The sequence below is a fragment of the Flavobacterium sp. FlaQc-30 genome, assembly GCF_044005885.1.
Lineage (GTDB): Bacteria > Bacteroidota > Bacteroidia > Flavobacteriales > Flavobacteriaceae > Flavobacterium.
The window spans coordinates 234,665-260,106 of sequence record NZ_JBIPCO010000005.1 but is presented as its reverse complement, the minus strand read 5'-3'; the positions used below and the strand labels follow the sequence as shown (position 1 = coordinate 260,106).

23 protein-coding genes are annotated in these 25,442 nt (G+C 31.8%); 7 read left to right on the top strand and 16 right to left on the bottom strand.

The window, feature by feature from the left end; all coding sequences use genetic code 11:
* Positions 1-73 precede the first annotated feature (73 nt).
* From ACHRV0_RS13355 to ACHRV0_RS13330, 6 genes are all read right to left on the bottom strand, one after another.
* On the bottom strand, positions 74-1,816 hold the full coding sequence (locus tag ACHRV0_RS13355; RefSeq protein ID WP_395441168.1) for an APC family permease: 1,743 nt from the start codon (positions 1,814-1,816) through the stop codon (positions 74-76).
* A gap of 129 nt (positions 1,817-1,945) precedes the next feature.
* On the bottom strand, positions 1,946-2,416 hold the full coding sequence (locus tag ACHRV0_RS13350; protein ID WP_089055705.1) for a nuclear transport factor 2 family protein: 471 nt from the start codon (positions 2,414-2,416) through the stop codon (positions 1,946-1,948).
* Between the two features lie 52 nt (positions 2,417-2,468).
* A complete protein-coding gene (locus ACHRV0_RS13345) occupies positions 2,469-2,981 on the bottom strand; it encodes a hypothetical protein (protein WP_395441167.1) in 513 nt (170 codons plus the stop codon).
* Positions 2,982-3,002: 21 nt separating this feature from the next.
* Positions 3,003-3,479, bottom strand: coding sequence for a hypothetical protein (locus tag ACHRV0_RS13340; RefSeq protein WP_129025479.1), 477 nt, complete (start codon positions 3,477-3,479; stop codon positions 3,003-3,005).
* A 6-nt stretch (positions 3,480-3,485) separates the two neighbouring features.
* Positions 3,486-4,163 carry a peptidoglycan DD-metalloendopeptidase family protein gene (locus tag ACHRV0_RS13335; RefSeq protein ID WP_395441166.1) on the bottom strand — a complete coding sequence of 226 codons (678 nt, stop codon included), beginning with the start codon at positions 4,161-4,163 and terminating at the stop codon, positions 3,486-3,488.
* A gap of 12 nt (positions 4,164-4,175) precedes the next feature.
* Positions 4,176-4,841 (bottom strand): spermidine synthase, encoded by a 666-nt coding sequence (locus ACHRV0_RS13330; RefSeq protein WP_395441165.1) that lies wholly within the window; start codon positions 4,839-4,841, stop codon positions 4,176-4,178.
* A gap of 66 nt (positions 4,842-4,907) precedes the next feature.
* Between ACHRV0_RS13330 and ACHRV0_RS13325 the strand changes: the two genes are divergently transcribed.
* Positions 4,908-5,459 carry a 1-acyl-sn-glycerol-3-phosphate acyltransferase gene (locus ACHRV0_RS13325; protein ID WP_089055701.1) on the top strand — a complete coding sequence of 184 codons (552 nt, stop codon included), beginning with the start codon at positions 4,908-4,910 and terminating at the stop codon, positions 5,457-5,459.
* An 84-nt stretch (positions 5,460-5,543) separates the two neighbouring features.
* Here ACHRV0_RS13325 and ACHRV0_RS13320 read toward each other — a convergent pair whose 3' ends face one another.
* Positions 5,544-6,017 (bottom strand): helix-turn-helix domain-containing protein, encoded by a 474-nt coding sequence (locus ACHRV0_RS13320; protein ID WP_395441164.1) that lies wholly within the window; start codon positions 6,015-6,017, stop codon positions 5,544-5,546.
* 312 nt (positions 6,018-6,329) lie between these two features.
* Here ACHRV0_RS13320 and ACHRV0_RS13315 point away from each other — a divergent pair, with 312 nt between their 5' ends.
* The 4 genes from ACHRV0_RS13315 (at position 6,330) to ACHRV0_RS13300 (ending at position 11,266) form a co-directional block, all read left to right on the top strand.
* Positions 6,330-7,484, top strand: a complete 1,155-nt coding sequence (locus ACHRV0_RS13315; protein WP_395441163.1) for a M14 metallopeptidase family protein — start codon at positions 6,330-6,332, stop codon at positions 7,482-7,484.
* A gap of 77 nt (positions 7,485-7,561) precedes the next feature.
* Positions 7,562-8,041, top strand: a complete 480-nt coding sequence (locus ACHRV0_RS13310) for an Lrp/AsnC family transcriptional regulator (RefSeq protein WP_007805990.1) — start codon at positions 7,562-7,564, stop codon at positions 8,039-8,041.
* Positions 8,042-8,134: 93 nt separating this feature from the next.
* A complete protein-coding gene (locus ACHRV0_RS13305; RefSeq protein WP_395441162.1) occupies positions 8,135-10,720 on the top strand; it encodes a phosphoenolpyruvate carboxylase in 2,586 nt (861 codons plus the stop codon).
* A 30-nt stretch (positions 10,721-10,750) separates the two neighbouring features.
* Positions 10,751-11,266 (top strand): DinB family protein, encoded by a 516-nt coding sequence (locus tag ACHRV0_RS13300; RefSeq protein ID WP_395441161.1) that lies wholly within the window; start codon positions 10,751-10,753, stop codon positions 11,264-11,266.
* Between the two features lie 95 nt (positions 11,267-11,361).
* Here the strand turns inward: ACHRV0_RS13300 and recQ are convergent, their stop codons facing one another.
* From recQ to aroB, 5 genes are all read right to left on the bottom strand, one after another.
* Entirely contained in the window at positions 11,362-13,479 is a 2,118-nt protein-coding gene (gene recQ / locus ACHRV0_RS13295; RefSeq protein WP_395441160.1) for a DNA helicase RecQ, read from the bottom strand.
* Positions 13,480-13,615: 136 nt separating this feature from the next.
* Positions 13,616-14,023: a DNA primase gene (locus ACHRV0_RS13290; protein ID WP_089055695.1), complete on the bottom strand. Its 408-nt coding sequence runs from the start codon at positions 14,021-14,023 to the stop codon at positions 13,616-13,618.
* A gap of 9 nt (positions 14,024-14,032) precedes the next feature.
* On the bottom strand, positions 14,033-15,001 hold the full coding sequence (locus ACHRV0_RS13285) for a deoxyhypusine synthase family protein (protein ID WP_089055694.1): 969 nt from the start codon (positions 14,999-15,001) through the stop codon (positions 14,033-14,035).
* A gap of 112 nt (positions 15,002-15,113) precedes the next feature.
* Entirely contained in the window at positions 15,114-16,517 is a 1,404-nt protein-coding gene (locus ACHRV0_RS13280; protein ID WP_395441159.1) for an arginine decarboxylase, read from the bottom strand.
* Between the two features lie 298 nt (positions 16,518-16,815).
* The gene (aroB, locus tag ACHRV0_RS13275) at positions 16,816-17,883 is read right to left on the bottom strand and encodes a 3-dehydroquinate synthase (protein WP_129025955.1); all 1,068 of its coding nucleotides are present in this window, start codon (positions 17,881-17,883) and stop codon (positions 16,816-16,818) included.
* 270 nt (positions 17,884-18,153) lie between these two features.
* Between aroB and ACHRV0_RS13270 the strand changes: the two genes are divergently transcribed.
* Positions 18,154-19,323 carry a proline dehydrogenase family protein gene (locus ACHRV0_RS13270; RefSeq protein ID WP_395441158.1) on the top strand — a complete coding sequence of 390 codons (1,170 nt, stop codon included), beginning with the start codon at positions 18,154-18,156 and terminating at the stop codon, positions 19,321-19,323.
* Positions 19,324-19,393: 70 nt separating this feature from the next.
* Here the strand turns inward: ACHRV0_RS13270 and ACHRV0_RS13265 are convergent, their stop codons facing one another.
* From ACHRV0_RS13265 to ACHRV0_RS13255, 3 genes are all read right to left on the bottom strand, one after another.
* Complete coding sequence (locus ACHRV0_RS13265) at positions 19,394-19,990, bottom strand: 3'-5' exonuclease (protein WP_089055690.1); 597 nt, start codon at positions 19,988-19,990, stop codon at positions 19,394-19,396.
* Positions 19,991-19,992: 2 nt separating this feature from the next.
* Positions 19,993-21,906, bottom strand: coding sequence for a DUF294 nucleotidyltransferase-like domain-containing protein (locus ACHRV0_RS13260; protein ID WP_089057816.1), 1,914 nt, complete (start codon positions 21,904-21,906; stop codon positions 19,993-19,995).
* Between the two features lie 382 nt (positions 21,907-22,288).
* The gene (locus ACHRV0_RS13255; RefSeq protein WP_089055679.1) at positions 22,289-22,711 is read right to left on the bottom strand and encodes a hypothetical protein; all 423 of its coding nucleotides are present in this window, start codon (positions 22,709-22,711) and stop codon (positions 22,289-22,291) included.
* A gap of 117 nt (positions 22,712-22,828) precedes the next feature.
* On the opposite strand from ACHRV0_RS13255, the gene ACHRV0_RS13250 reads away from it, so the two are divergent.
* Entirely contained in the window at positions 22,829-24,058 is a 1,230-nt protein-coding gene (locus tag ACHRV0_RS13250) for a multidrug effflux MFS transporter (RefSeq protein ID WP_395441157.1), read from the top strand.
* Positions 24,059-24,157: 99 nt separating this feature from the next.
* Here the strand turns inward: ACHRV0_RS13250 and ACHRV0_RS13245 are convergent, their stop codons facing one another.
* Positions 24,158-25,417 (bottom strand): NAD(P)/FAD-dependent oxidoreductase, encoded by a 1,260-nt coding sequence (locus tag ACHRV0_RS13245; RefSeq protein WP_370432061.1) that lies wholly within the window; start codon positions 25,415-25,417, stop codon positions 24,158-24,160.
* Positions 25,418-25,442 lie beyond the last annotated feature (25 nt).

Genomic DNA, 25,442 nt, shown 5'->3' with positions numbered 1-25,442 from the left:
AAAACTTTGAAATACTAAAAACCCGATAGACTTTAAAAATCTATCGGGTTTCTTATTTAAATTGTTTACAGAACTACATAATCAAACGTACGCCGCCAAGATCAGAAACTCTGTAAGAAAACTTATTTCCAGGTGACCCAATAAACATGAAATTCTTAGGGATTTTCCATTTTTGAGATAATTCATCTATAATTTCTGGACCAAAAACACCTTGAATTTCAAGATATTCAATATCAATATCATCATAAGCTCGATCTAGAACTTCGAGATCTTTTATTAAGGCCTCATTGTTTACTGAATCACTTTTAACATGAACAATTTTAAGCTTTTTGGTGGTTTCATTGCCTTGAACATATTGCAGTACTTTGTTTAAAATCGCAATATCATCGCCTTTAGTGAAAAACACAAACTCTTGAGAGTTGATTTGGACACTCATTTTTTGTAAATATCGATTACTTAAAATCACCATTTTTCGTAATGGCTGATAAAAATATTCCAAAGCTTCAATTAAAAGTTTAATAAGTATAACTCGATTCAGCATTATTCCGATAAATAATAATGACGGAACCATGTATTTTAGAAAAGTATAAAATGCGTTGATATTAAGCTCCATATTGCCTATAAAAGCAATAATAACAAAAATTATCGCAGTTACAACCGCTATACCGCGTGCTCGAACAGGCCTTGGAAGTTTACTGCGTTTAAATTTAAGAAGCAGATTTCCTATTCCAAACAACGCCATTACCGCCAAAAACGAAAATGTATAAACTCCCGCTAAAGATTCTAAATGTCCGTTTGTAGCAAAAAGAACGGATATGCAAAGAATTAAAAAACTTATTACAATGCGATAATGCGATCCTCTTTTATTCTGTTTTAGAAAATAATTCGGCAGAATTCGATCTAAGGTCATTCGGTTTAAAAGTCCCGAAACACCAACAAATGAAGTTAATACAGCACCACAAAGTACTAAAACGGCATCAATAGAAATTAACCACGCAAGCCAAGAACCGCCGGTTGTTTGCCCTAAAAAAGCCAGTAACGATTCTTTGTTTTCGCCAACTTGTGTTAACGGAATTACTCCAATAATTAGAATTGCAATAACGGGATTAAAAAAGCTGACAATCGCCCACATATTACGGAGTGTTTTAGGAAATACTCCAGCTTCCTGCTCTTCGACAAAATTAGCAGAACTCTCAAATCCTGAAATTCCGAGCATTGCTGCCGAAAAACCTAAAAATAGAGCTGTTTTTAAATTACCAAACGCAATAGGAGCCTGCCAATTCAGATGAAAAACATCTAAACCATTCATGGCAATATATAAAAGCGACGCTAAAACGAGTAAACTTAAAGTGGTTAAATGGGTTACGAATATAATTACTGCCACAAAAGCAGATTCTCCGATTCCTAAAATAGCCAGAAAGGTAAAAAGAATTAAAACGACAACGGTAGCAATTGTAACATTAACACCCTCAAAAATTCCATGTAAATAATGCATTCCTTCTGAAGCAGAAATTACGGCGGTTGCCATATAGGAAAGAACAGTAAGAGTTGCTGCCAGCGACGCGAGCTTTTTGGTAGATGTATTTAGTAATACATTGTAAGCACCGCCATTTAACGGAATTGCGCCAACAACTTCGCCATAAATTTTTCTAAATAGATACAAAACTACCGCCACAATCAGCAATGAAATCCATGCGTATTGTCCTGCGTATAAAATGGTTAATGCTGATACATACAAGCAGGAAGAACTAATATCATTTCCGCATATTGCTGTAGCTTGTAATTGATTTAATCTCTTGTGTATAATTTCTTTCATTTTTAATAGAATTGAAAACAATTGACTTAAAAAATAATGAAGGGCAAAGTATTAGACTTTTGCAAGAGGCGTATAAATGCAGAGAACTACATCAGTTTTGGTACAAAAGAAAAAATTAAGTTAGGAAAATTATTTGGATTCCTCAAATTTATTAAGTGACAGCAAAGCTTGCTGCTGAATTTTTTTCTGAAAAAAGCCAGTCCATCCAAGTAAATAACCAGTAAGTCCGAAAGCTTGTTTTGACCATTTCCAAACATCAAAATCGTCAATATGTTTAATAATTAAGCCGTCTTGAAATATAAATTCAGCCCTAATTTTATTGACTACCTTACGATTTGTTTTGCTAAAGTTGTAGGTAGCAACCCATTTTGCAGAACCCGAAAAATCATCGGCTTTTACATCTGAAAATTCAATTTTGATGTTTCCTTTGCTTTTAAGTAACAGCATTTTCCACATTTTAGAAACCTGCTCATCTTTCAATAAACCAAATGCGGGATCTATAAAATGTACTTTTGGATGATAGCATTCAGACATTGTTTGAGCATCTGAATTAGCAAATGCGGTATAAAACTTTGTTATTACAGCTTCGTTAGGAGTCATATTAAATTGTAATTAGATTATAAATATAAGATTTATTCTAATAATTTAATATTTACAAAGCACTTATTTCTTTTGCTGTATCGTAACTCTTCTTAGATTTATCGTAAGCCGTTGAGAAATAGTTCATTTTGTTATGCGCTGTAAAATATCCGTTTTCATTCCCAAAAGCATTAGAACCGCCAGTTATAATAAAACGAACAGCATAAATATCATTTTTCTTCAGTTTTGCAAATTCGGCTGGAGTAAAATAATAATAGGCAGCTATTTTACCATCTGCAGTTTCCTTAACGTTTTTATCTACACAAGCAATAACATCGGCATTTGCCAGATCGACATATAAACCGCCAGAAATTTTTGCTTTATCATTTGATGGTAAAATGGTAATTTTTAAAACGCCGCCTTTATCTGTTTTTGCAATTTGAATATCAGCTTCTCCTGTAAAAGCATATTTCTCGCAGATAAACGTATACGTTTTTGTTGCAGAAAGAGGAGCAGCGCCTTTAATACTCATAGTTTGCTGAGCATTTACAATAGTTGAGAATAACAGTAATAAAAACAGGGGCATTTTTAAATTCATAATTTTGCTTTATTGTTCGGTTAATTTTGCGTCAAACTTCTCGTCCCAATCCATTGACTTTATTGCTGAAACTAAATTATCATTGTTTACAAATACACGAAGTTCTTTGTTTGCAACCTTTTTAGTATACAAGGCGTGATAACGGTAAATTACTTCTTGCTTGGTTTTATAAACGCCGTCTAATTTCAAATCAATAAAACTCCCGTAATATTGTCTAAACCTTGTACACGTTTTAGTCAATCGTTCTTCAGTTGTGTTTTCTCTCACAGACTGTGTCACTTCGGTTTCATTAAAAGGCTTGAATTTTGATGTATTACAAGTTTCTAATACTCTTTTGCCTAATTCATAAGCTTTTCGTTGCTGCTGCGAGTTAATCTCGGCACTTGAAACTTTTTTTATCTTTAAATCTTCAGTATCTCGACTTATCGTTTTCGTTTTACATCCAATTAATAACAACAAACATATAATCAATCCTGCTTTCTTCATAATCATTTAAGTAATTTTTAATAATAAGTTAGGGTCAGGACAGTTTTCAATATAAAAATTCAAATCATTTGTATTGCATACTCCCGGATAATCGCCCCAGTAATCTCCCAAATTTCGTATAATTTGAAAATGAACATGAGGAGCATAATCTCCATTTATAGATGAATTTCCTAAAGATGCAATTTGTTCGCCTTTTGTAAAAACCGCCCCAACAGTAAGGTTTTCTATACTTTCTAACGATAAATGTCCGTATAAAGTATAAAATGTTTCATTTTCAATTTCATGCTCTAAAATAATAGTTGGACCATAATCGCCTAAACCCACATTATTTTTAAAACTGTGAACTTTTCCATCAAGAGGCGCCAAAACAGAAGTACCTTCTTTTGTCCATAGATCCAGTCCAATATGAATATTTCGTTCTGGAATTGAATCATTTCTAAAAATCGAACTGCGTTTGTACAAAGTGCGCCCTTCAATATACCCGCCATAAGCCACTTCGGCATTATTCCTTTTTAAATAATCAGTAATAAAGCGTTCAAAATCAGCCGCACTTTCGGGCTTACTTTCAACCAATTCGGTATTTGTTGACGATAAATCAAGCGGAAGATATTTTGAAGAGTCAATAACATCATCAATTATTTTGGCAGGCGGCAAGGTTTTTAGAATAGAAATAAGGGTCTTCATGAATATTGGATTTTAGGGCAATTTCTCAATTATTATTATTTCATTGTGCACTTCTATGCGAGGCAGCATTTTTACCGTAAACGATTCAGCGTTTATTTCGGCTTTGTATTTTCTATTACGAACGTTATGTGCTTCATCAAGAATCATTGTATTAAACAAAATGAAGCCTTTATCTTTTAATAAAAAACAAACTCTCTCACTGAAAAACTTTTCAAACAAAAAGTTTGGCATATTAGTATCCTCAAAAATATCGATTATAATCAAGTCATATTTATCTTTTGTTTTTAAAACAAACTCAAAAGCATCATCTATTACAATTTCAAGCTGCTTAATTTGATTGAGATTAAAATATTCATTGGCAATCTGAATCATATCTGAATCGATCTCGACGCCGGTAATTTTTCCTTTGTATTCTATTTCATCAACAAGAGTTTTAATTACGCTTCCGCCGGCAACTCCAAGAACCAGAATATGATCCATTTTTAAAACTTTATCATATCCTATATTTCTAAGCCCGTATCGTAATATTCTTTGTAAGCTTCCATAAGAATAATTTGTGTTTTCAGAATCGATTACCAATTCTCCGTTTGTCCAGGTAACTTCGATTATTTTACTTCTTACTGACTTTTTTTTGAATATATTTATAGGTATAAGATAGCTGAACAGTTTTTGAATCATTTTATAATGGTTTTACTCAAAAATACCATTTTAAATCTTTTATTTTGTAGCAAAAATTAAATTTTAATGAAGAAACAATTATACAATTTTATCTTTTGCAAGCTAATGGGCTGGAAAATAACAGGGTTGAAGAACGCTGAAGTAAAAAAATGTATATTGATGGTTATGCCTCATACTAGTAATCACGATTTTTATATTGGGCTTTTTACCCGAGGAATCTCTGGCTTACAAATGAATTGGGTAGGAAAGAAGGAATTGTTTAGATTTCCTTTTGGATACTACTTTAAGAATGTTGGCGGTGAACCTATTGATCGCACAGGCGGATTAAATAAAGTAGATTCTATTGCAGCGATTTTTGACCGTAAAGAAATCTTTCGTTTGGCTGTTGCTCCAGAAGGAACCCGAAAAGGGGTTACCGAAATTAAAAGCGGTTTTTATTACATTGCTCTTAAAGCAAATGTTCCTATTGTTCCGGTCGCTTTTGATTGGGGAAAGAAAATAGTTGATCTTGGGAAAGCTTTTTTTCCAACTGGAAATTACGAAGCTGATCTCGAAATCTTAAAACAACACTATAAAGGCGTTTTAGGAAAAATCCCTGAAAATGGAATTCAAATCTAAATTTCCGATATTTTTTTAATTGCGTGAGAATCGCTTAAATCAAAAATAATTTTGAAATTTTTCAAATACGCGAAAATTTCAAATTTAAGGTGTATACACTTTAAAAGTTCCATTTTTATAGAAAAAGACTATTTTTTCGATTTCATCTTCCTCAACATTTAAATTAGAGTTTTTGTTTAACTCTATTTTTTTTGTCTGAGGATTTTCCGCTTTATATTCAATTTGAGAAAATAAATCCTCACCAGCAAAATTTTCAGTCGACGGAGCAGGGGAGTTTTGATTTTTATTTTCTACAAAATTCTCTGCTTTTAAAATTGCATCTCCATCGTCTGATTTTGGAAAATTTCCTTTCCCATTTAAAATCCAGTATAAATCTACATCAGGAAAAACATCCAAAATTTTCATGACAAAATCTAAACTTGGTTTGTTTCTTCCAGAGAGCAGGTGAGACATACTTGATCGCTGCACACCAATTTTATCTGCAAATGAGGAAGCATTTAAACCATAATAATCCAGTATACTCTCCAGTCTTTTTACAAAATCATCTATGTTTACCATTGTAAATTACAGTTTAAAATTAACTTGTTTACAAATGTAATTAAATTGATTTGATTTAGCAATTTTACAACTGTAAATACTTAAATAAACAACTTTATAATAACATAGATACTTTAAATAAAACATCATAACGTATTGAAAACAAGTAATTATATTAGTTAAATTAACTTTTGTAATTTTCAATCCAATATTCAACTTAAAAAGACCGTAAAGCTTTGAAATATCTGTTTACAATTCTAAATTTTATTACTTTTTACGAATTTACAATTGTAAAAGTAAAGATGTTTACTTTTGTAAACTAATCAAAAGACAATGAATTTAGAAGAATTATTCATCCAAAATAAAGAAGAATCTATTTCAGGACGTTACCTGACATTAGATCATATCAAGCCGCTTTTAGAAAAATTAAACACCAATAATCAGGTTAAAATTATTGGTAAATCTGTTTTAGGAGAACCTATATATAGTTATGAAATAGGAACAGGAAAAACTCGTATTTACTTGTGGTCACAAATGCACGGTAACGAAAGCACAACGACCAAAGCGCTTTTTGATTTCATAAATGTTCTAAACAACAAATCTGAGTTTGCTGCAAAATTGCTTGATACTTTTACGTTCTATAGTATTCCAATTCTAAATCCTGATGGAGCACGTCTTTATACACGTGAAAACGCCAATAAAGTAGATCTAAATAGAGATTCACAAAATCTAACACAGCCAGAAAGTAACGTTTTGCGAGAAGTTTTTGAAGCTTTCAAACCAGATTACTGCTTTAACCTGCACGATCAACGCACTATCTTTGGTGCAGCCGATACAGGAAAACCTGCAACAGTCTCTTTTTTAGCACCTTCTTATAATGAAGAGCGCGAAATAAATGATAATAGATTAAAAGCAATCAACTTAATTGCCGGTATTAATGACGAATTACAAAAACATATTCCAGGTCAAATAGGCCGATTTGATGATTCATTTAATATAAATTGTATTGGTGATACGTTTCAGTTTTTAGGAGTGCCGACTATTTTATTTGAGGCGGGACATTTTGCGGGAGATTATGAGCGCGAAATCACTAGAAAGTTCATATTTTTCTCACTTATTCAGAGTTTTAAACTGCTTAGCGAAAACGATTTAGTTTACAATAGAATTAATGATTATTTGAATATTTCACAAAATAAACCTGTTTTTTATGATTTTATGTATAAAAACATCAAAATAAATTATGATGGTATCGAAATTATTACGAATTTTGTCGCACAATACAAAGAAGAATTGATTGAAAATAAGATTCATTTTAATGCCTATATAGTTGAAGCAGGCGATTTGGAAAATTATTTTGGACATTACGAATATGATGGAAATGGTGCTGTTTATTCTGATGACTATAGTGGTTTTCCGAAATTGAATCAAAAAGCAGATTTTTATTTAAATAAAAATATTAAATTTGTTAACGGGTTGATAAAAAGTTAATTTTTATGTGAATTTGTTGTTTTTTATATATATTTTTATACTTTGTAATAGCAATTAGTAATATTAATTAAAGAATTATGAGTAAATTTCGTTTAGATGAAGTAGATCACCAGATTTTAGATATGTTAATAGACAATACGAGAGTTCCGTTTACTGACATTGCAAAAAAATTATTGATATCTGCTGGTACAGTACATGTTAGAGTAAAAAAAATGGAGGATGCAGGAATAATCATGGGATCTTCATTAGCCTTAGATTACGATAAATTAGGGTATTCATTTATTGCTTACGTTGGGGTATTTCTTAATAATACATCTCAAACTAAATTTGTATTAGAGCGAATCAACCAAATTCCGTTCGTAACAGTTGCATCTGTAACGACAGGAAAATTTAATATCTTTTGTAAAATTAGAGCAAAAGATACAAAACATGCAAAAGAAGTTATTTTCATGATCGATGACATCGAAGGTGTTTACAGAACTGAAACAATGATTTCATTAGAAGAAAGTATTAACGACAAGAAGCGTTTGATGCATACTATTTTCAAAAATATGTAAGAATTCCTCTTGAATGCTATATTAAAAATATAACCTCAAGTTTATTCTTGGGGTTTTTTTATGACTAATTAACCAACCAACTACAACACAATTATGTACACGTTGCCAAAAATTGAACGCTTTAATCGAGATGTTCTTTCTAAATATCACATTTACAACAGTGTTTTTATAACATTACCTTTTGATTCTATAGATAATACAGGCGTTTTACTGCCATTATTTACAGAAACTTGCGAAACAGGTTTTAAAAAACAAGAAACACCAAAAGAAATTTTTGATTTCTTTTCAAACAAATTTCTAAATAACGCTTCTGAGACTGAAAAAATCGACTTAATGTTTCGATTTATTCAATATATAGAACGTCAAATTGTATTATTTGATGCAATTGAAGATGCCGCTTTTCCAGAAGTAAACAATATGGAAGGAAGAGGTTCTTTGAGAGATATCAAAGAAAAATCAGACGCTAAGGAGAAAGACGACGAATTAATTCAGTTTCTAGAAGATTTCAATGTAAGAACTGTTTTAACAGCGCATCCAACTCAATTTTACCCAGGACCAGTTCTAGGAATTATCAATGATTTGACCGAAGCAATTCGTCAGAATGATTTATTGCAGATAAAACAATTGCTGGCGCAGCTTGGTAAAACTCCTTTTATTCAAAACGAAAAGCCAAATCCTTACGATGAAGCTGTAAGTTTGATCTGGTATCTTGAAAATGTATTTTACGCTACATCTGGAGAAATTGTACATTATCTTCAAAAAAACATACTTAACGGAAATGCAATTCAAAATCAATTAATCAAATTAGGATTTTGGCCGGGCGGAGATAGAGATGGAAATCCTTTTGTAACTACCGAAATAACCCTTAAAGTAGCAGAACGTTTGCGTACTTCTATTTTAAAGTGTTATTATGTTGAAATGAGAAATTTAAAACGTAAGTTAACATTCTCAGGTGTAGATACTTTAGTAGCTGAACTTGAACATAAACTTTATCGTTCTGTTTTCTATTCAAAAGGTGAAATTTATATCACTTTAGATGAACTATTAAGCCAGTTGAATAAAATTAGAAGTATAATTATTGAGAAACATCAATCATTATATCTAGATGAATTGGAAGCTCTTTTAGTAAAAATCAATTTATTCGGATTCCATTTTGCGACATTGGATATTCGTCAGAACAGTAAAATTCATAATGTTGTCTTCAATGACGTTGTCAATTTTTACCTAAACTCTGATTCTAATGTATTTCCACAAAATTATTTTGAATTAACAGAAAACGAAAAAATTAGTATTTTATCTAAAGTAAAAGGAGATTTAAATCCAAGTGATTTCGAGAATGAAATTACAAGATCGACTTTAGAATCTGTGCAGGCGATAAAAACGATTCAAGAAAATAATGGAGAGGAAGGAGCCAATCGTTATATTATCAGTAACAATGAAAGTGCATTGAATGTAATGGAAACTTTTGCAATGATTCGTTTGAATGATTGGGAAGATCCAACAGTTGATATTATTCCGCTTTTTGAGTCAGTTGATGATTTACAAAATGCACATTCTATTATGGAGCAGTTGTACACTAATCCAGAATATTCTAAGCATTTACAAGCCAGAGGAAATAAGCAGACTATAATGCTTGGTTTCTCTGACGGAACAAAAGACGGAGGATATTTAATGGCGAACTGGAGTATTTATCAAGCTAAAATCTCACTTACTGAAATTTCTAGAAAATACGGAATTAAAGCTATTTTCTTTGATGGACGTGGCGGCCCTCCAGCTCGTGGTGGTGGAAAAACACATAAATTTTATGCTTCTCTAGGTCCAAAAATCGAAAACAACGAAATTCAAATTACAGTTCAAGGTCAAACCATTAGTTCTAATTTTGGAACTTTAGATTCTTGTCGTTACAATATCGAAAACTTATTAAGTGCAGGTGTTACAAATCAAGTATTTAGTAAAGAAAAGAACGAGCTAACTACTGAAGAAACTCAAATTTTAACTCAATTAGCTGATTTAGGATATGAGAAATATTTAAACTTTAAGAATCATCCAAAGTTTATTCCGTATTTAGAAAAGATGAGTACTTTGAAATATTACTCTAAAACAAATATTGGAAGCCGTCCTTCAAAAAGAAGTAAATCAGAATCATTAGATTTTGCTGATCTTAGAGCAATTCCATTTGTAGGTTCTTGGAGTCAGTTAAAACAAAACGTACCAGGATTCTTTGGAGTTGGTACTGCTTTGAAACATTTTGAAGACACTAACCAATGGGATAAAGTAAGCGATTTGTACCATAATTCTTTATTCTTTAAAACGCTGTTGGAAAATAGTATGATGTCGTTGGCAAAATCATTTTTACCATTGACCGCTTATATGAGAAATGATCCAGAATTTGGTGAGTTTTGGCAGATTATTTACGATGAATTTTCAGAAACAAAACGTATGTTATTGAAAATTGCTGGTCATAAAACCCTTATGGAAAATTATCCTGATGGTATAGCATCAATTCAAATAAGAGAGCGTATCGTATTGCCTTTGTTGACAATACAACAATATGCTTTGTTAAGAATTAATGAATTAAATAAAGATACAGCTAAGAATGAAGAGTTGATTAAAGTTTACGAAAAAATTGTAACCAGATCACTTTTCGGAAATACAAACGCAAGCAGAAACTCAGCATAAATTAAATTTAGACCTTTAATTTTTATAAAAATGTACAGCAATCAATTAGCAGAAAATGAATATTCAGGACATTTCGGTACGTATATCAAACAAGCTGGTGACGGAAAATTAATAGAAGAATTAGAGATTTCATTACATGAATTTATAAGATTTGTTCAAAATATTCCGCTCGATAAATTTGATTACCGATATGCAGAAGGCAAATGGACAATCAAAGATATTATTCAGCACATTATAGATTCTGAACGTGTTTTTGCTTATCGCGCTTTGAGGTTTTCAAGAAATGACAAAACACCTTTGTCTAGTTTTGAAGAAAATGATTATGCCAATAACGCAAATTCAAACAATAGAAGTATTCAAGATTTATTGACAGAATTGTCTGCATTGAGACATTCCACTTTATTGTTTTACAAAAGTTTATCTGAAGAACAGCTTAAAAATATTGGAACAGCTTCAAACAATCAAATTTCTGTTCGTGCTTTAGGTTTTGTAATAATTGGGCATCAAAAACATCATCAAAAAGTTTTTGAAGAAAGGTATTTATAAAAGCTTGAAGATTTGAAATTAAAAAATCCTGTGAAGTATTTCACAGGATTTTTTAATTTTCACCGCAATCTTGTCATTTCGACTGAAAGGAGAAATCATAAAATAGACTTGTTATGTTTTCTTTCTATAAATGCCAAACCAAATCTTATTTTACCGTAAGACATTTTTTCTTCGAAATAATCAAAATACGGTTTTAAAGTACTTGGTTTTTCTAATTCGATTTGAGCTTTTTCAATTGCTGCAATTTCGTCGCCAGAAACAAATTGGCTTAAATCGAAATCTTGACCGTCTACATATAGTTTTGCTAGATGCGAAACTATTGTTGTTTTACTTACGCTTCTTCGTTCAGCAATTTCTTCAACCGAAAGTCCGCTTAAAAAAAGCTCTAAAGTTTTAGCGTAGGTGCTTTCTTTTTTTTCTTTTTTTACAGATTTATTTTTATGAAACTCAATTATTGCATTTATAAAATCTGAACCATATTTTTCGAGCTTAACTTTTCCAACACCATCAACAGCAAGAAAATCATCATCAGTCATTGGTCTTAAAATTTCCATTTGTCTTAAAGCGGCGTCACTAAAAATTACGTAAGCAGGAACTTCTTCTTCTTGCGCTATTTCATAACGTAATTTTCTAAGTGTTTCAAAAAGTGAATTTTTGACTGGCTTTGCTTTTGCTTCTTTAATTTCATTTTTATCAATTACTTTTTTGACAACGGTTGTTAGTTTTACCTTTTCACCTTCAAATAAAACTTTCTTTGCAAAGGGAGTCAATAAAATCTTATTATGCTGGTGAAATGCAATTTCGCAATAGCCAAGATTTATTAACTGAATTAAATATTGATTCCAATCGTACCAAGAAATGTCAGCGCCAATTCCGTACGTTTTTAGCGTTTGAAAATTTTTTTCGTAGATATACGCGTTTCTCGAGCCTCTTAAAAAATCTACAATTACTGCCAAAGGTTCGCTTTCTTGCAAACGAGTAATAGCTGACAATGCTTTTTGAGCTAAAACTGTTCCGTCAAAAAAGGTTGGAGGATTTTTGCATATATCACAATTGCCGCAATTTTCGGTTACTAATTCTCCAAAATAAGAAAGAAGAATTTTTCGTCTGCAGCTTACAGCATCTGCATATTGTTTCATTCGTTCTAACTTTGCGAGCTGCACATCAGAATTTAATCCTTCGGATGCAAATTTCTGAAGTTGTATTACATCTGCATAACTTTCAAAGAGAACCGTTTCGGCAGGAAGTCCGTCACGACCGGCGCGACCAATTTCCTGATAATAACCTTCAATATTTTTTGGAAGATTATAATGAATTACCCAGCGAACATTCGATTTATCGATTCCCATCCCGAAAGCAATTGTGGCACAAACCACCGAACAATCGTCATTTATAAATTCATCTTGTGTTTTAGCACGAAGCTTATTATCTAAACCAGCATGATATGCTTTTGCGGTAATTCCATTTTTCTGAAGTTTTTCGGCAAGCTCTTCAGTAGTTTTTCGACTTAAACAATAAATTATTCCAGATTCATTTGGTTTTCTTTCGACAAAATCAATAATTTGTTTTACACGATCTAAGGCTGGACGTACTTCTAAACTTAAATTTTTTCTATCAAAAGAGGCAACAAATGTTTTTGGATTTTTAAGATTAAGCTGTTTTGTAATATCAGTACGTGTTGCTTTATCTGCCGTTGCCGTTAATGCTAAAACTGGAGTAGAGGGGAAGCGGCTTTTTAAATAACCCAAATTTGTATATGCAGGACGAAAGTCATGACCCCAGGAAGAAATACAGTGCGCTTCATCAATCGCTATTAAACTAATTGTCAATTCATTGAAAACTGAATCTAAGTAAGATAAACTTTCGGGTGCAATATATACCAGCTTAAAAGTATTGGATCTTAGATTGTCAATATAAAACTGCTGTTCTTCACTTGATTGACTGCTGTTTATATAACATGCCGAAATTCCGTTGGTTTTCAAACTGTCAACTTGATCTTTCATTAAGGCAATCAACGGTGAAACTACGATTGTAATTCCTGGTAAAACTAAAGCCGGTAATTGAAAACAAATCGATTTTCCGCCGCCAGTCGGCATAATTGCCAATGTGTCCTGACCAGAAAGTATTGTCTTAATAATAGTTTCTTGGTTTGGTCTGAATTTTTCGAAACCAAAATTCTCTTTTAATTTGGCGTGTAGTAATTCTGAAGTCATATGGTAGATAATTTATGTTTTGCGAATAGTTCAAAACAATAAATATAGTAATTTTCTTATATTTAAGATTATTATGAGTAGTAAAAAAAAAAGGAACCCTAAAAGAGTTCCCTTATTTTATTTAAAAAGAAAATGACTAATCTTCATCATCTTCGTCTTCGTCGTCGTCAGCTATATCATCTTTATCTTCATCATCCTCGTCATCACCGCCATCTGAATCAGGTTTGTCTTGATTATCATCATCTTCGTCATCATCGTCGTCGTCATTATCAAGATCAATTCCTTTTACCGGCTCGATTGTATCTACATCAAGATCGATATCGTCATCTTCGTCGTAATTTTCGATTCTATCTGCAAGCTTAGTACTAATTTTTACTAAATAAATAGTGTCTTCAGTACGAACTTCAACAGCTTCTACTAATTCGTTTTTAGCGTTTCTAAAACGGATAACATCCGAATCATCATAACCATCGGGAAATTTTTCTACTAAAAGGTTTAAAATTTCATTGGTAAGTTTAGCGTAGTCTACTATAACTCTCTTCATAAAAATATCCTATAAATCTAATAAATATGCAAAAATTAATGGAGCAACAATTGTAGCATCCGACTCAATAATAAATTTTGGAGTTTTAATATCTAATTTACCCCAAGTAATTTTTTCATTTGGAACTGCTCCAGAATATGAACCATAACTTGTTGTAGAATCTGATATTTGACAGAAGTAACTCCAGAATGGAACGTCATGCATTTCCATATCTTGGTAAAGCATTGGTACAACGCAGATAGGGAAATCTCCTGCAATACCACCACCAATTTGGAAAAATCCGATACCGTTTTGGCTGTTTTTTGAGTACCAGTCCGCTAGGAAAGTCATGTACTCAATACCTGATTTCATTGTTGAGGCTTTTAATTCTCCTTTAATAACATATGATGCGAAAATATTTCCCATTGTACTATCTTCCCATCCTGGAACGATAATTGGAAGATTTTTCTCAGCAGCTGCATACATCCAGCTGTCTTTTAAATCAATTTCGTAGTATTCTTCAAGAACGCCTGATAATAACATTTTGTACATGAATTCATGTGGAAAATAACGTTCTCCATTATCATCAGCGTCTTTCCAGATTTTGTAAATATGCTTTTGCAAACGTCTAAAAGCTTCATGCTCAGGAATACAAGTATCTGTAACACGATTCAAGCCTTTTTCAAGCAAAGCCCATTCGTCTTCTGGTGTCAAATCACGGTAATTAGGAACTCTTTCGTAATGCGAATGAGCTACTAAATTCATAATATCCTCTTCTAGATTGGCTCCAGTACATGAAATAATTTGTACTTTATCTTGTCTAATTATTTCAGCAAAAATTTTACCAATTTCTGCAGTACTCATTGCTCCAGCCATACTTACCAACATCTTAGATCCATTTGCTAATTGTTGCTCGTACTCTTTGGCTGCATCTACTAGTGAAGCAGAATTAAAGTGTAAATAATGTTTTTCAATAAACTGACTGATTGGTCCTTTCATTTGTTTTTGTTTTTTATTTTTTTTTTTTGAATTAAAAGCTTTTAACCTTCTTACGTTGTTATGCAAATTAATAATTTTTTAAGTATGAACTTTTAATTTGCATTCTTTTTTTTTACAATTTTTTCTTGTACCCTAAAATCTTCAATACATCGTCTGAAGTCTGCTGTTCAGAGAAAACTTCTGTAGCCAGTATACCATTTTCATCACGATCAATTAAAATATGTTTAGGCTGTGGAATTAAACAGTGGTGTAACCCTCCGTAACCTCCAATAGTTTCTTGATACGCACCAGTATTAAAGAAACCAATATAAAGCGGTTTTTCTTTGTTGTATTTAGGCAGATAAATCGCGTTCATATTCTGCTCTGAATTGTAATAATCGTCACTATCACAAGTCAAACCACCTAATAAAACCCGTTCGTAAGTATCATTCCAGCGGTTAATTGCCAGCATAATAAAACGTTTGTTTATAGCCCAAGTATCTGGCAAAGTTGTAATGAATGATGAGTCGATCATATTCCATTTTTCTCTATCATTTTGTTGTTTTTGATACAAGATTTGATAGATAGCTCCGCCGCTTTCGCCTACTGTAAATGAACCAAATTCAGTGAAAATGTTTGGTACATCAACTTCGGCTTCATCACAAGCAATTTTAATTTGATTGATAATTTCATCAATCATATATTGATAATCATACTCGAATGCAAGTGAGTTTTTAATAGGGAAACCACCTCCAATGTTCAAACCATCTAGAGTAGGGCATTCCTTTTTAAGTGCAATGTATACTTTAATACATTTTACAAGCTCATTCCAGTAATATGACGTATCATTAATTCCGGTATTAATGAAAAAGTGAAGCATTTTAAGCTCTAATTTATCATTTTCCTGAATCTGTTTTTTGTAGAATGAAACGATATTTTTATAACCAATTCCTAATCTAGAAGTATAAAACTCAAATTTAGGCTCTTCCTCGGCAGCGATACGAATTCCAATTTTGAATTTCCCTTTGATTTCGCCTTGAAGCAAATCAAGTTCTTCGTAGTTATCAATAATCGGAATAGTGTTTTTATGTCCGTTGTTGATTAATCTAGCGATATTACTAATATACTCGTCTCTTTTAAAACCATTACAAATTACATAAGTACTTTTGTTTATTTTTCCGTTCTCTAATAAGTTCTCAACAATGTTAACATCAAAAGCAGACGATGTTTCGATATGAATATTGTTTTTGAAAGCTTCATTCATAATATATTCAAAATGAGAGCTTTTTGTACAATAACAATAGTAATATTTTGCTTCGTATTTATTTTTTTCCATTGATTTTCTGAACCAAGCTTTTGCTTTATTGATGTTTTCAGAAATCTGAGGCAGATAAGTAAACTTTAATGGCGTACCATATTGTTCAACCAATTTCATCAAATCGATGTTGTGAAATTGAAGATTGTCTTTGTTTAATTTAAACTCCGTTTGTGGAAAGTAGTATGTTTGATTTATTAGATCAGAATATTTTGTATTCATTTATTTTTCAATATTTTAAGTTGTAATTTTTAAATTTAGGTTACTGTGCTAAATCTAAAATTCAAACTCTAATATTGGCAAATATAATTTGCAGTTTTTCGTGTTCGGCTTTTGAACATTGGAAAACATCAAAACAAAACGGACTTTTACTATTATAAAAACGGTTCAACATTCTTAGTAAAGAACTGTTGAGACGGTTTCTGTAAGAGCTGAATTGTCTTTGTTTATTGTTTGTTTTCATCGTGGCAAATGTAAAAAATAATATATACCTAAAGCAATGCTTTTTATTAAAAAAAGTTTAAGATTTATAATCTTGAAACGCCTCTAGAATCAATTTATTTTCAACGGATTGATTAATTTTTATTTTTCCGATTCCTTCAATCAAGGCAAATTGAATTAAACCGTATTCATTTTTTTTGTCGTGAACAAGCAATTCAAGGATCGGATCTATGTCATTTTCTTCCACTTTTACATCATCATAAATACTCTTAATTGCAGTTTTAATCTCGTTGTATTCAGCTTCAGAAATTAAGTTTTTATGCAGCGAAATATAGCTTTCTAGTATCATACCAATCGCAATTGCTTCACCGTGCAATAAAGTAGTTTTGTTTTCACTTTCTAAAAAGTAACTTTCTATCGCATGACCTAAAGTATGACCAAAATTCAATGCTTTACGTATGTTTTTCTCTGTTGGATCCTGAATTACTATTTCGTTTTTAATCTCTACAGAACGATAAATCAGTTGATCTAAAGCGTCGTAATCAATCTCTTTTAAGTCTAAAAATTGTTTCCAATATGCTGCATCGTATATTAAACCGTGTTTTAACATTTCGGCAAGACCAGAACGCATTTCACTTTGCGGTAAAGTTTGAAGATAATCTGTATCAATTAAAACCATTTGAGGTACATTAATAACACCTATTTGGTTTTTAAGATTTCCTAAATCTACTCCTGTTTTTCCTCCAACTGAAGCATCAACCATAGATAATAGCGTAGTTGGAATATTAATGAAATCTACACCTCTTTTAAAAGTAGAAGCCACAAAACCACCTAAATCTGTAACAACACCACCGCCAAGATTAATTACAAGTGATTTTCTGTCGGCACCTAATTCTGTAAGTACATTCCAGATTTGAATACAAGTTTCTATATTTTTGTTAGCTTCTCCAGCCTCAAACTCAATAATTTCGATATTAAGATCAGTTTCAATTACCGGCAAAAGCTTAGGCAGACAAAATTCATTTGTTTTGTCATCAACAATTATAAAAAGATTAGAATATTTATTCTCTTTTAAATGTTTATTTAAGGCTTCGTATGCATTTTGGTTAAAATGTACCAGATAATTATTGGCTTGAATAGACTTCATAAGTTCTTAGGTTAATTGAAAGCGCAAAATAAGGCATTTTTAAGCAATAATTATTCAATTTTTGATGCTATTTTGTTTTAAAATCAAGCTTTACGACAGTTCTAAAAGCAGAAAATGAACACTTTTATAAATACATATTTCCCTAAAAGTAAATTTTTACCTAAATAATTTGATATTTCTAAGAATGTTATTAACGATACCGAAAAATTTGCCCCTGTTTAGTAAATAATATTCAAAACACTCTTTATATTTGCATAAAAACTAAACTTAATGGAAAAAATATTCGATAACACACAAGTTGCATTTTCACTAAAAAGTGATACGGAACTTGATAGGGCTTATTTTCTTTTTAAAATGATTGACAGTGAGCCTTTAGTAAGAATTGGAACTGCTGTTACTAATTTTGCAATCAAAGCACATCTTCCTGTTGAAGGATTGATTCGTGCTACCGTTTTTGACCATTTTTGCGGTGGTGTAAACGAAGACGATTGTATTACAGTAGTAGATAAAATGTTTACAAAAGGAGTTTCATCTGTACTGGATTACTCTGTTGAAGGAAAAGAAGAGGAAGAGCAGTTTGATGCTGCTTTACAAATGACCTTAAAAACTATTGAATTTGCAAAAGAGCGTTTAGCTATTCCTTTTGCCGTTTTTAAACCAACTGGTTTAGGACGTTTTGAATTATATGAAAAACTAGGAGAAAAACAAACATTGTCTCCTGCAGAGCAAACTGAATGGGATAGAGTAGTAGCTCGTTTTGACCAAGTTTGCAGCGAAGCACATAAAAAAGATGTTGCATTATTAATTGATGGTGAAGAAAGCTGGATGCAAGATGCCGCTGATGATCTAGTAACCGAAATGATGCGCAAATACAATAAAGAGAAAGCAATTGTATTTAACACATTGCAAATGTACCGTTGGGATCGTTTGGACTATTTAAAAAAACTACATGAAATTGCCAAACAAGAAAGCTTTTTTATTGGAATGAAATTGGTTCGCGGTGCTTACATGGAAAAAGAAAACAAGCGTGCAGAAGAAAAAGGTTATGTTTCGCCAATTTGTGTTTCTAAAGAAGCTACAGACGTAAATTACGACAGTGCTGTACATTATATGTTAGATCATTTAGAAACGATGTCAATTTTTGCAGGTACTCATAACGAATTAAGTTCTTATAAGCTTATGGAAATGATGGCTCAAAGAGGTATTGCAAAAAATGACAACAAAATTTGGTTTGGACAATTGTACGGAATGAGCGATAATATTAGTTACAACTTAGCCGAAAACGGTTATAATGTTGCTAAATATCTTCCTTTTGGACCTGTAAAAGATGTTATGCCGTATTTGATTCGTCGTGCTGAAGAAAACACTTCGGTTGCAGGACAAACAAGCCGTGAATTATCAATGATAAAAGCAGAACGCAAACGTAGAAAAGGGAAATAATCTTCCTTATAAATGCAAAATAAAAAGCCTCTTAAACTTAAGAGGCTTTTTTATACTGTTTTTTTTAAAACTATTTAATTCCTAATCGAGACTTCAATTTCAGAAATAAAAGTCCGATTTTATAAGCATCTTCAGCTGACGAGTTTCGATCGCTTTTTGGGATTTTATAAATTTCACATAGATCATTTAACGAAAACTGCTTGTCGTTAATATCTGTTAATTTACGATACATAACATCAACATCTAAAGCTTCATTTTTCAATCTGCCGCAATTTAATCGTTCAAGCGCTGCATTAAGCATTTCTATATCAAAATTGATATGATGTCCTACTAGAATTGCATTTCCAATAAAGTTGACAAAAGCTTCAACCGCATCAGGTTCAGGCATTTTCATCATTTTACTTTCAATGATAAACTCATTTGAGAGTCCGTTATCCTGCAAAAACTTGTATTGAAGTAAAACGGCTTCAAAATTTTCTTTAATTAAAATACTGTCTTCCACAACAGAAAATGCTCCCAAAGACAGAATGACGTCTTTGTTTGGATTTAAACCAGATGTTTCAGTCGACAACACCACAAACTTGGACGGTTTCGTTTCTAATTTAGTCAAATAATCCTTCCAAAAATCCGGATATTCTTTATTAATATTTTTAAGCCAGTCTAGCATATTTACGAGAATTGTGTAAGTTGAAATTTACTCTTAATAAGTTCCTCAAGGTCTTTCATTGGGGTTAAAGCATTTTTTAACTTTTCTTTGTCTGTTTTAGACATTTCTCTTAGATTAATGTATTGTCCAGAATCATCATTCTTTAAACCTTCGACCGTTCTAAACTTTGAAAGTGTTAGAAAAGCTTCAGCACAACTTAAATATATTTCGGCATTTTTAGAATCGGTAATTGCTAATTGTTTGAATCTTAAATAGGTATTTTTGATTCCTTTTATATTCGCATTCAAAATTAACAAGCGCGCGCCATCAATCAACGGCATTAAAGCACGGGTTTTAATATCAAATTTAGTTTTATGCGGACCGTCTTCTTCTACAATGAATTTTTTGAAAAAGCTTAAAGGAGAATTTCTCTTTAAGGCATCGTTTCCTAAAAAGTCGAAGAACAAAGTATTGTTTACAGCGTTTTTAAAAATCACATTTTCGATAACTTCTTCGATCTTTGGTTCGCCAAAAACGATCTCATAATCAAAGAAAATAGAACTTAAGTCATTACTATTTTCACCTGGAGTATTCATCCAGCTGTTGTATTGTTTTGTCCAGTCTGTCAATGATTTGCACCAAAGCATATTACTTCCCATATGTCCGTTTGGACAATATTCGTAACCAACTTTTTCAAGAATAGAAGTAGTTCTTTTTGCTAGTCTTAAAAAATAATCTTTTACTTCTCTGTATTTTTCTGGAGCCACATCTTCAAAGATCAAAATACTGTCTTGATCTGTTAATAAAAGCTGTTCTTTACGACCTTGACTTCCTATACTTAACCAAGCAAATCGTGCAGGAGGGGAGCCTAAGTCTAAAATTGATAATTCGACAGCACGTTTTATGATTGCCAAATTAATCTCACTCGCAATATTGCTGATATGAGAAATTGGTATGTTTTTTTGAATTGAATTCTGAATTAAATCTGATAATCGATCACGTATCTGTTTTAAATCTTTTGGTAACTGCGAACGCTTAATTTCTTTAATTAAAACACCAGGGTTACTTGCTTGAGCGACAATTAGATCGTGCTCAGAAATAATTCCTTTTACCGCAGATTTACTTGTACCATCTTTTGTTACGCATAAATGTGATACATTGTGTTTCAGCATTAGCAACTGCGCTTCGGCCAAAGAAACGTTCTCGATTACGGTAACAACAGGTGAGGACATAATTTTGTCTATGGTTTCAGATATTGGATAACGACCAGTTGCTATTTTTGAAGACAAATCGGCATTTGTGACGATACCAATTGGTTTTGTCTTTTCCGTAACCACAATATTATCTACCATCGATTCCGTCATTAAAATCGCAACATCCTTTACAATATGGTGTGCCTCAGTTGTTAACGGCGAATTATTATAGGCTAGAGATTGTATGTATTGCATCTCTGACTGCTGATCTATATAACTGTTGTCAGCATCTAATTTTCCATTAGAACGTACATTATCTTTAGTGTGCCTTGAATTTATTGCAAAACTTTCCAACAAAAAATTTAAAACGTCAGGATTATTAGCCACAAATGGTCTAAAAACAGCGATTGGAATAGCATAAATTATACTTTCTTCACGTGCTTTTGCAGTCATCATGTAGTTGTTTTTGGCAAAAAACGGGCGTAAACCAAAAATATCGCCTTCATGACATTTATTTATAATCGTTTCCTCAGCATCGGCAATTGTTGTCAAATTAATGACACCAGAAGCAACAACATAAAAACTGTCGTGCAATAAATCATTATTTTGAAACAATACAGCATGTTTTTCTAAATTGATAACACGAATATTAGTAGCTATTTCTGATAATTCTTGAAAAGTCAAATTATCAAACGGCGGGTATTCTTTTAAAAAATCTGCAATATGCTCAGCAATTGTATTCATAGAGTTGATATTTTTTTTAAAGTATCTAATGTAAAAATAATAAAATTTAGTTTCACTTTGAACGCATCTTGATTAGAAAGTGATTATTTTAAAGAAATGTTAAGATTTAGCAAATTCAAGGCTTTAAAATGCATTTTGTCATTTCAAAAATATTCTTTTTTATATAATGGGCTTTAAGGAATATACACTAGAAGATCGCTGAGATTTGAATATTTACAAAATTTCAATACAGAAGTGTATTTATGAGATTCTCGCGTCTTGAATTTTCTATTTTACATAATATAAATTATAGTTCAAATTGTATACAAGTAATAAATCAGCCGTAAGAACGGCTGATAATCTAAAAAGCACCACAATTGTGATGCTTTTTACTAATATTTGTCTATTGCTTTAATTTCTTCAGATAAACCGACTTACCATTTAAAGAAACGTTTATTTCATTATTTTTTTCTGAAAAAGTTGTTCTTAAAGCATTTCCTTTAAAAATTGAAACATCACCGTAAACTTTTCCAGTTTCATCAGAAACATATTCAAATGATAATTTTTTATTTCCAGGTTCAATGCCAATTTTATAGCTGGAAAATTTTGACGAACTTACGTCAAATTCTTGCTGAGAATCAATTATATTTCCGTCAGCGTAAAAATTTGTAATTGTCTTGTTTAATGTGATATCAGGATAATACTGATTTACTTTTTTTAATAATTCGTACTGTTCAATACTGACATCTTCTTTTTTAGATGTAATTGTTTGTGCAAATGAAACAGCTGTAAAAGCTAGCGATAACAACAAAATATACTTCTTCATAATTACTTAATTTTTAAGATTAATAATGCTTTGTTTTAGATATAAATGTGTTTAATTCTATTACAATATATGAAATCTTTACCTTTGCAAAAAATTAAACGCCTTTTATTTCAAAAAATGACTACAAAAAAATATATTAAACTCATACTTATTTTAGGTTCTTTGACCGCACTTGGTCCGTTTTCAATCGATATGTATTTACCTGGTTTCTCTGATATTGCAAAAGATTTGAACACAACAGTCGCAAAAGTTTCTATGAGTTTATCTAGTTATTTTGTCGGAATTTCAGCTGGGCAGTTGCTTTACGGGCCGTTATTGGATAGATTTGGACGAAAAAAACCATTATTTATTGGTTTATTAGTCTATATTTTAGCTTCATTAGGCTGCATATATGTTACTGATATTGATTCATTTATATTTTTACGTTTTGTTCAAGCCATTGGAAGTTGTGCTGCTACAGTTGCATCAGTTGCAATGGTTAGAGATTTATTTCCTGTTAAAGATATTCCTAAAGTTTTTTCGCTATTAATGCTTGTCGTTGGGCTTTCGCCAATGTTAGCACCAACAGTCGGCGGATATGTTACTGAGGATTTTGGCTGGCATACCGTATTTTTGATTTTAATGTTTATGGGGATTTTTATTCTAGCAGCTTCGCAAATTGGTCTGCCAAACACCTATAAACCAGATCCGTCAATATCTTTAAAACCAAAACCTATTATTACCAATTTTCTGAAAGTATTAAAAGAGCCTCAGTTTTATACTTATGCTTTTACTGGTGCAATCGCTTTTTCTGGATTATTTTCGTACGTAGCGGCCTCTCCTATCATTTTTATGGATATTTATCATGTTGATGCTAAAACTTATGGTTGGATTTTTGCCTTTATGTCTGTTAGTTTTATTGGTTCTAGTCAATTAAATTCTATTCTATTGAAACGATTTTCTAGTGAGCAAATGATCTACGGCGCTTTGATTTCGCAATCTGTGGTAAGCATTGTTTTTCTAATTTTATCTTTAAATAATCTTTTGGGATTATATGAAACTATTGGAATGTTGTTTTTATTCTTGGCTTGTTTAGGAATTTCAAATCCAAATACAGCTGGATTAACTTTGGCTCCGTTTGCAAAAAATACTGGAAGTGCTTCTGCATTAATGGGCGCAATTCAATTAGGAATTGGTGCTTTTGCATCATTTGCGATTGGTGTTTTTGTAAAAGATTCTATTGCGCCAATGGTTGCTATTATGACTACAACAACAATAACAGCTTTTATTGTTCTAAATATTGGAAAACGCTTTATTAAACATAAAGTAGAATTATCAGGAAATGATGATGTAGTAATTGGGCATTAGATTTTTAAATTCCAAAAAATTCGTTTACTTATAAAAAAAACAGAATCTAAAAAGATTCTGTTTTTTTATGTTGGTTCCAATTTTGGAATCTTATTATTTCTAAGATCTCTTATCAGGCCTAATAATCATTCTAAGTGATTGATCTCTTGCGAAATAAGCAACCATCCAATTCCAGAAAGTATTCAATCTGTTTCTGTATGTAATTAAGGAAATTAAGTGAATAAATAACCAAATTACCCAGGCAAAAAATCCTTTAAAATGCCATTTAGGACTTGGTAAATCTACTACCGCTTTATTTTTTCCAATAATAGCCATCGATCCTTTGTCTACATAAGCAAATGCTTTTAAAGGTTTATTCTGTGCTATTGCTTTAAAATTTTTAGCTAGATTTAACCCTTGTTGTATCGCAACTTGTGCAACTTGCGGATGTCCGTCAGGAAAGTTTTTATCTCCAGCTAAAATTGCGGTGTCACCAATTGCATAAATATTTTCAAAACCGTTTACTTTATTGTACTCATTTGTCGCCATACGTCTGCCGCGTCCGTAGCTTTCTTGTGGAATTCCGTCAAAAAGTTTAGCAGAAACTCCAGCTGCCCAAATTAAGTTTTTAGTTTGAATCTTTTCTCCATTTTCAAAAAAGACCGTATCATCAACATAATCCGTTACTCTTGTGTGCAATTTTACAACAACTCCTAAATTTGTAAGCGCCTCCAAAGTATCTTTTTGCGAAGCTTTACTCATTGGCGAAAGGAGAGCGTCTCCCCCATCGACTAAATAAACATTGCTGGCAGATGTTTCTAGTTCAGGATATTCTTTTAGCAGAATGTTTTTTCGCATTTCAGCAAACATCCCTGAAACCTCTACTCCTGTTGGCCCGCCACCTGCAACAACAATAGTTAATAATTTACGACGTTTACGAATATCTTTTGTGATTGCTGCTTTTTCAAGGTTTTTAAGCAGTGTATTACGCATTTCGATGGCATCATTTAAGGTTTTCATAGGAATAGCGTTTTTCATTACATTCTCCATTCCAAAATAACTGGTTTCAGCTCCAGTTGCAAAAACCAAATGATCGTAGGTCAATTCGCCGTTATTAAGGATAATTTTATTTTCAGCAGGAACTACTGAAAGCAATTCACCTAAACGGAACTGCAGGTTTTTTTTTCCTGCAAAAAATTTTCTAAAAGGATAACTAATGCTTGATGGTTCTAAAAAAGCTGTAGCAACTTGATATATAAGTGGTGGAAAAAAGTTATAATTGTTTTTATCTACAAGAGTAACCTGTATTTGAGGGTGGTTTACAAGTTCCTTTGCTAGATTGATTCCTGCAAAACCACCTCCTATGATGACTATCTTCATATTATATGTTGTTATTAAGTAGGAT

Bases quoted from the DNA above. Each gene is read 5' to 3' on its own strand.
- ACHRV0_RS13355 (WP_395441168.1), bottom strand. From the start codon at position 1,816: ATGAAAGAAATTATACACAAGAGATTAAATCAATTACAAGCTACAGCA.
- ACHRV0_RS13350 (WP_089055705.1), bottom strand. From the start codon at position 2,416: ATGACTCCTAACGAAGCTGTAATAACAAAGTTTTATACCGCATTTGCT.
- ACHRV0_RS13345 (WP_395441167.1), bottom strand. From the start codon at position 2,981: ATGCCCCTGTTTTTATTACTGTTATTCTCAACTATTGTAAATGCTCAG.
- ACHRV0_RS13340 (WP_129025479.1), bottom strand. From the start codon at position 3,479: ATGAAGAAAGCAGGATTGATTATATGTTTGTTGTTATTAATTGGATGT.
- ACHRV0_RS13335 (WP_395441166.1), bottom strand. From the start codon at position 4,163: ATGAAGACCCTTATTTCTATTCTAAAAACCTTGCCGCCTGCCAAAATA.
- ACHRV0_RS13330 (WP_395441165.1), bottom strand. From the start codon at position 4,841: ATGATTCAAAAACTGTTCAGCTATCTTATACCTATAAATATATTCAAA.
- ACHRV0_RS13325 (WP_089055701.1), top strand. From the start codon at position 4,908: ATGAAGAAACAATTATACAATTTTATCTTTTGCAAGCTAATGGGCTGG.
- ACHRV0_RS13320 (WP_395441164.1), bottom strand. From the start codon at position 6,017: ATGGTAAACATAGATGATTTTGTAAAAAGACTGGAGAGTATACTGGAT.
- ACHRV0_RS13315 (WP_395441163.1), top strand. From the start codon at position 6,330: ATGAATTTAGAAGAATTATTCATCCAAAATAAAGAAGAATCTATTTCA.
- ACHRV0_RS13310 (WP_007805990.1), top strand. From the start codon at position 7,562: ATGAGTAAATTTCGTTTAGATGAAGTAGATCACCAGATTTTAGATATG.
- ACHRV0_RS13305 (WP_395441162.1), top strand. From the start codon at position 8,135: ATGTACACGTTGCCAAAAATTGAACGCTTTAATCGAGATGTTCTTTCT.
- ACHRV0_RS13300 (WP_395441161.1), top strand. From the start codon at position 10,751: ATGTACAGCAATCAATTAGCAGAAAATGAATATTCAGGACATTTCGGT.
- recQ (WP_395441160.1), bottom strand. From the start codon at position 13,479: ATGACTTCAGAATTACTACACGCCAAATTAAAAGAGAATTTTGGTTTC.
- ACHRV0_RS13290 (WP_089055695.1), bottom strand. From the start codon at position 14,023: ATGAAGAGAGTTATAGTAGACTACGCTAAACTTACCAATGAAATTTTA.
- ACHRV0_RS13285 (WP_089055694.1), bottom strand. From the start codon at position 15,001: ATGAAAGGACCAATCAGTCAGTTTATTGAAAAACATTATTTACACTTT.
- ACHRV0_RS13280 (WP_395441159.1), bottom strand. From the start codon at position 16,517: ATGAATACAAAATATTCTGATCTAATAAATCAAACATACTACTTTCCA.
- aroB (WP_129025955.1), bottom strand. From the start codon at position 17,883: ATGAAGTCTATTCAAGCCAATAATTATCTGGTACATTTTAACCAAAAT.
- ACHRV0_RS13270 (WP_395441158.1), top strand. From the start codon at position 18,154: ATGGAAAAAATATTCGATAACACACAAGTTGCATTTTCACTAAAAAGT.
- ACHRV0_RS13265 (WP_089055690.1), bottom strand. From the start codon at position 19,990: ATGCTAGACTGGCTTAAAAATATTAATAAAGAATATCCGGATTTTTGG.
- ACHRV0_RS13260 (WP_089057816.1), bottom strand. From the start codon at position 21,906: ATGAATACAATTGCTGAGCATATTGCAGATTTTTTAAAAGAATACCCG.
- ACHRV0_RS13255 (WP_089055679.1), bottom strand. From the start codon at position 22,711: ATGAAGAAGTATATTTTGTTGTTATCGCTAGCTTTTACAGCTGTTTCA.
- ACHRV0_RS13250 (WP_395441157.1), top strand. From the start codon at position 22,829: ATGACTACAAAAAAATATATTAAACTCATACTTATTTTAGGTTCTTTG.
- ACHRV0_RS13245 (WP_370432061.1), bottom strand. From the start codon at position 25,417: ATGAAGATAGTCATCATAGGAGGTGGTTTTGCAGGAATCAATCTAGCA.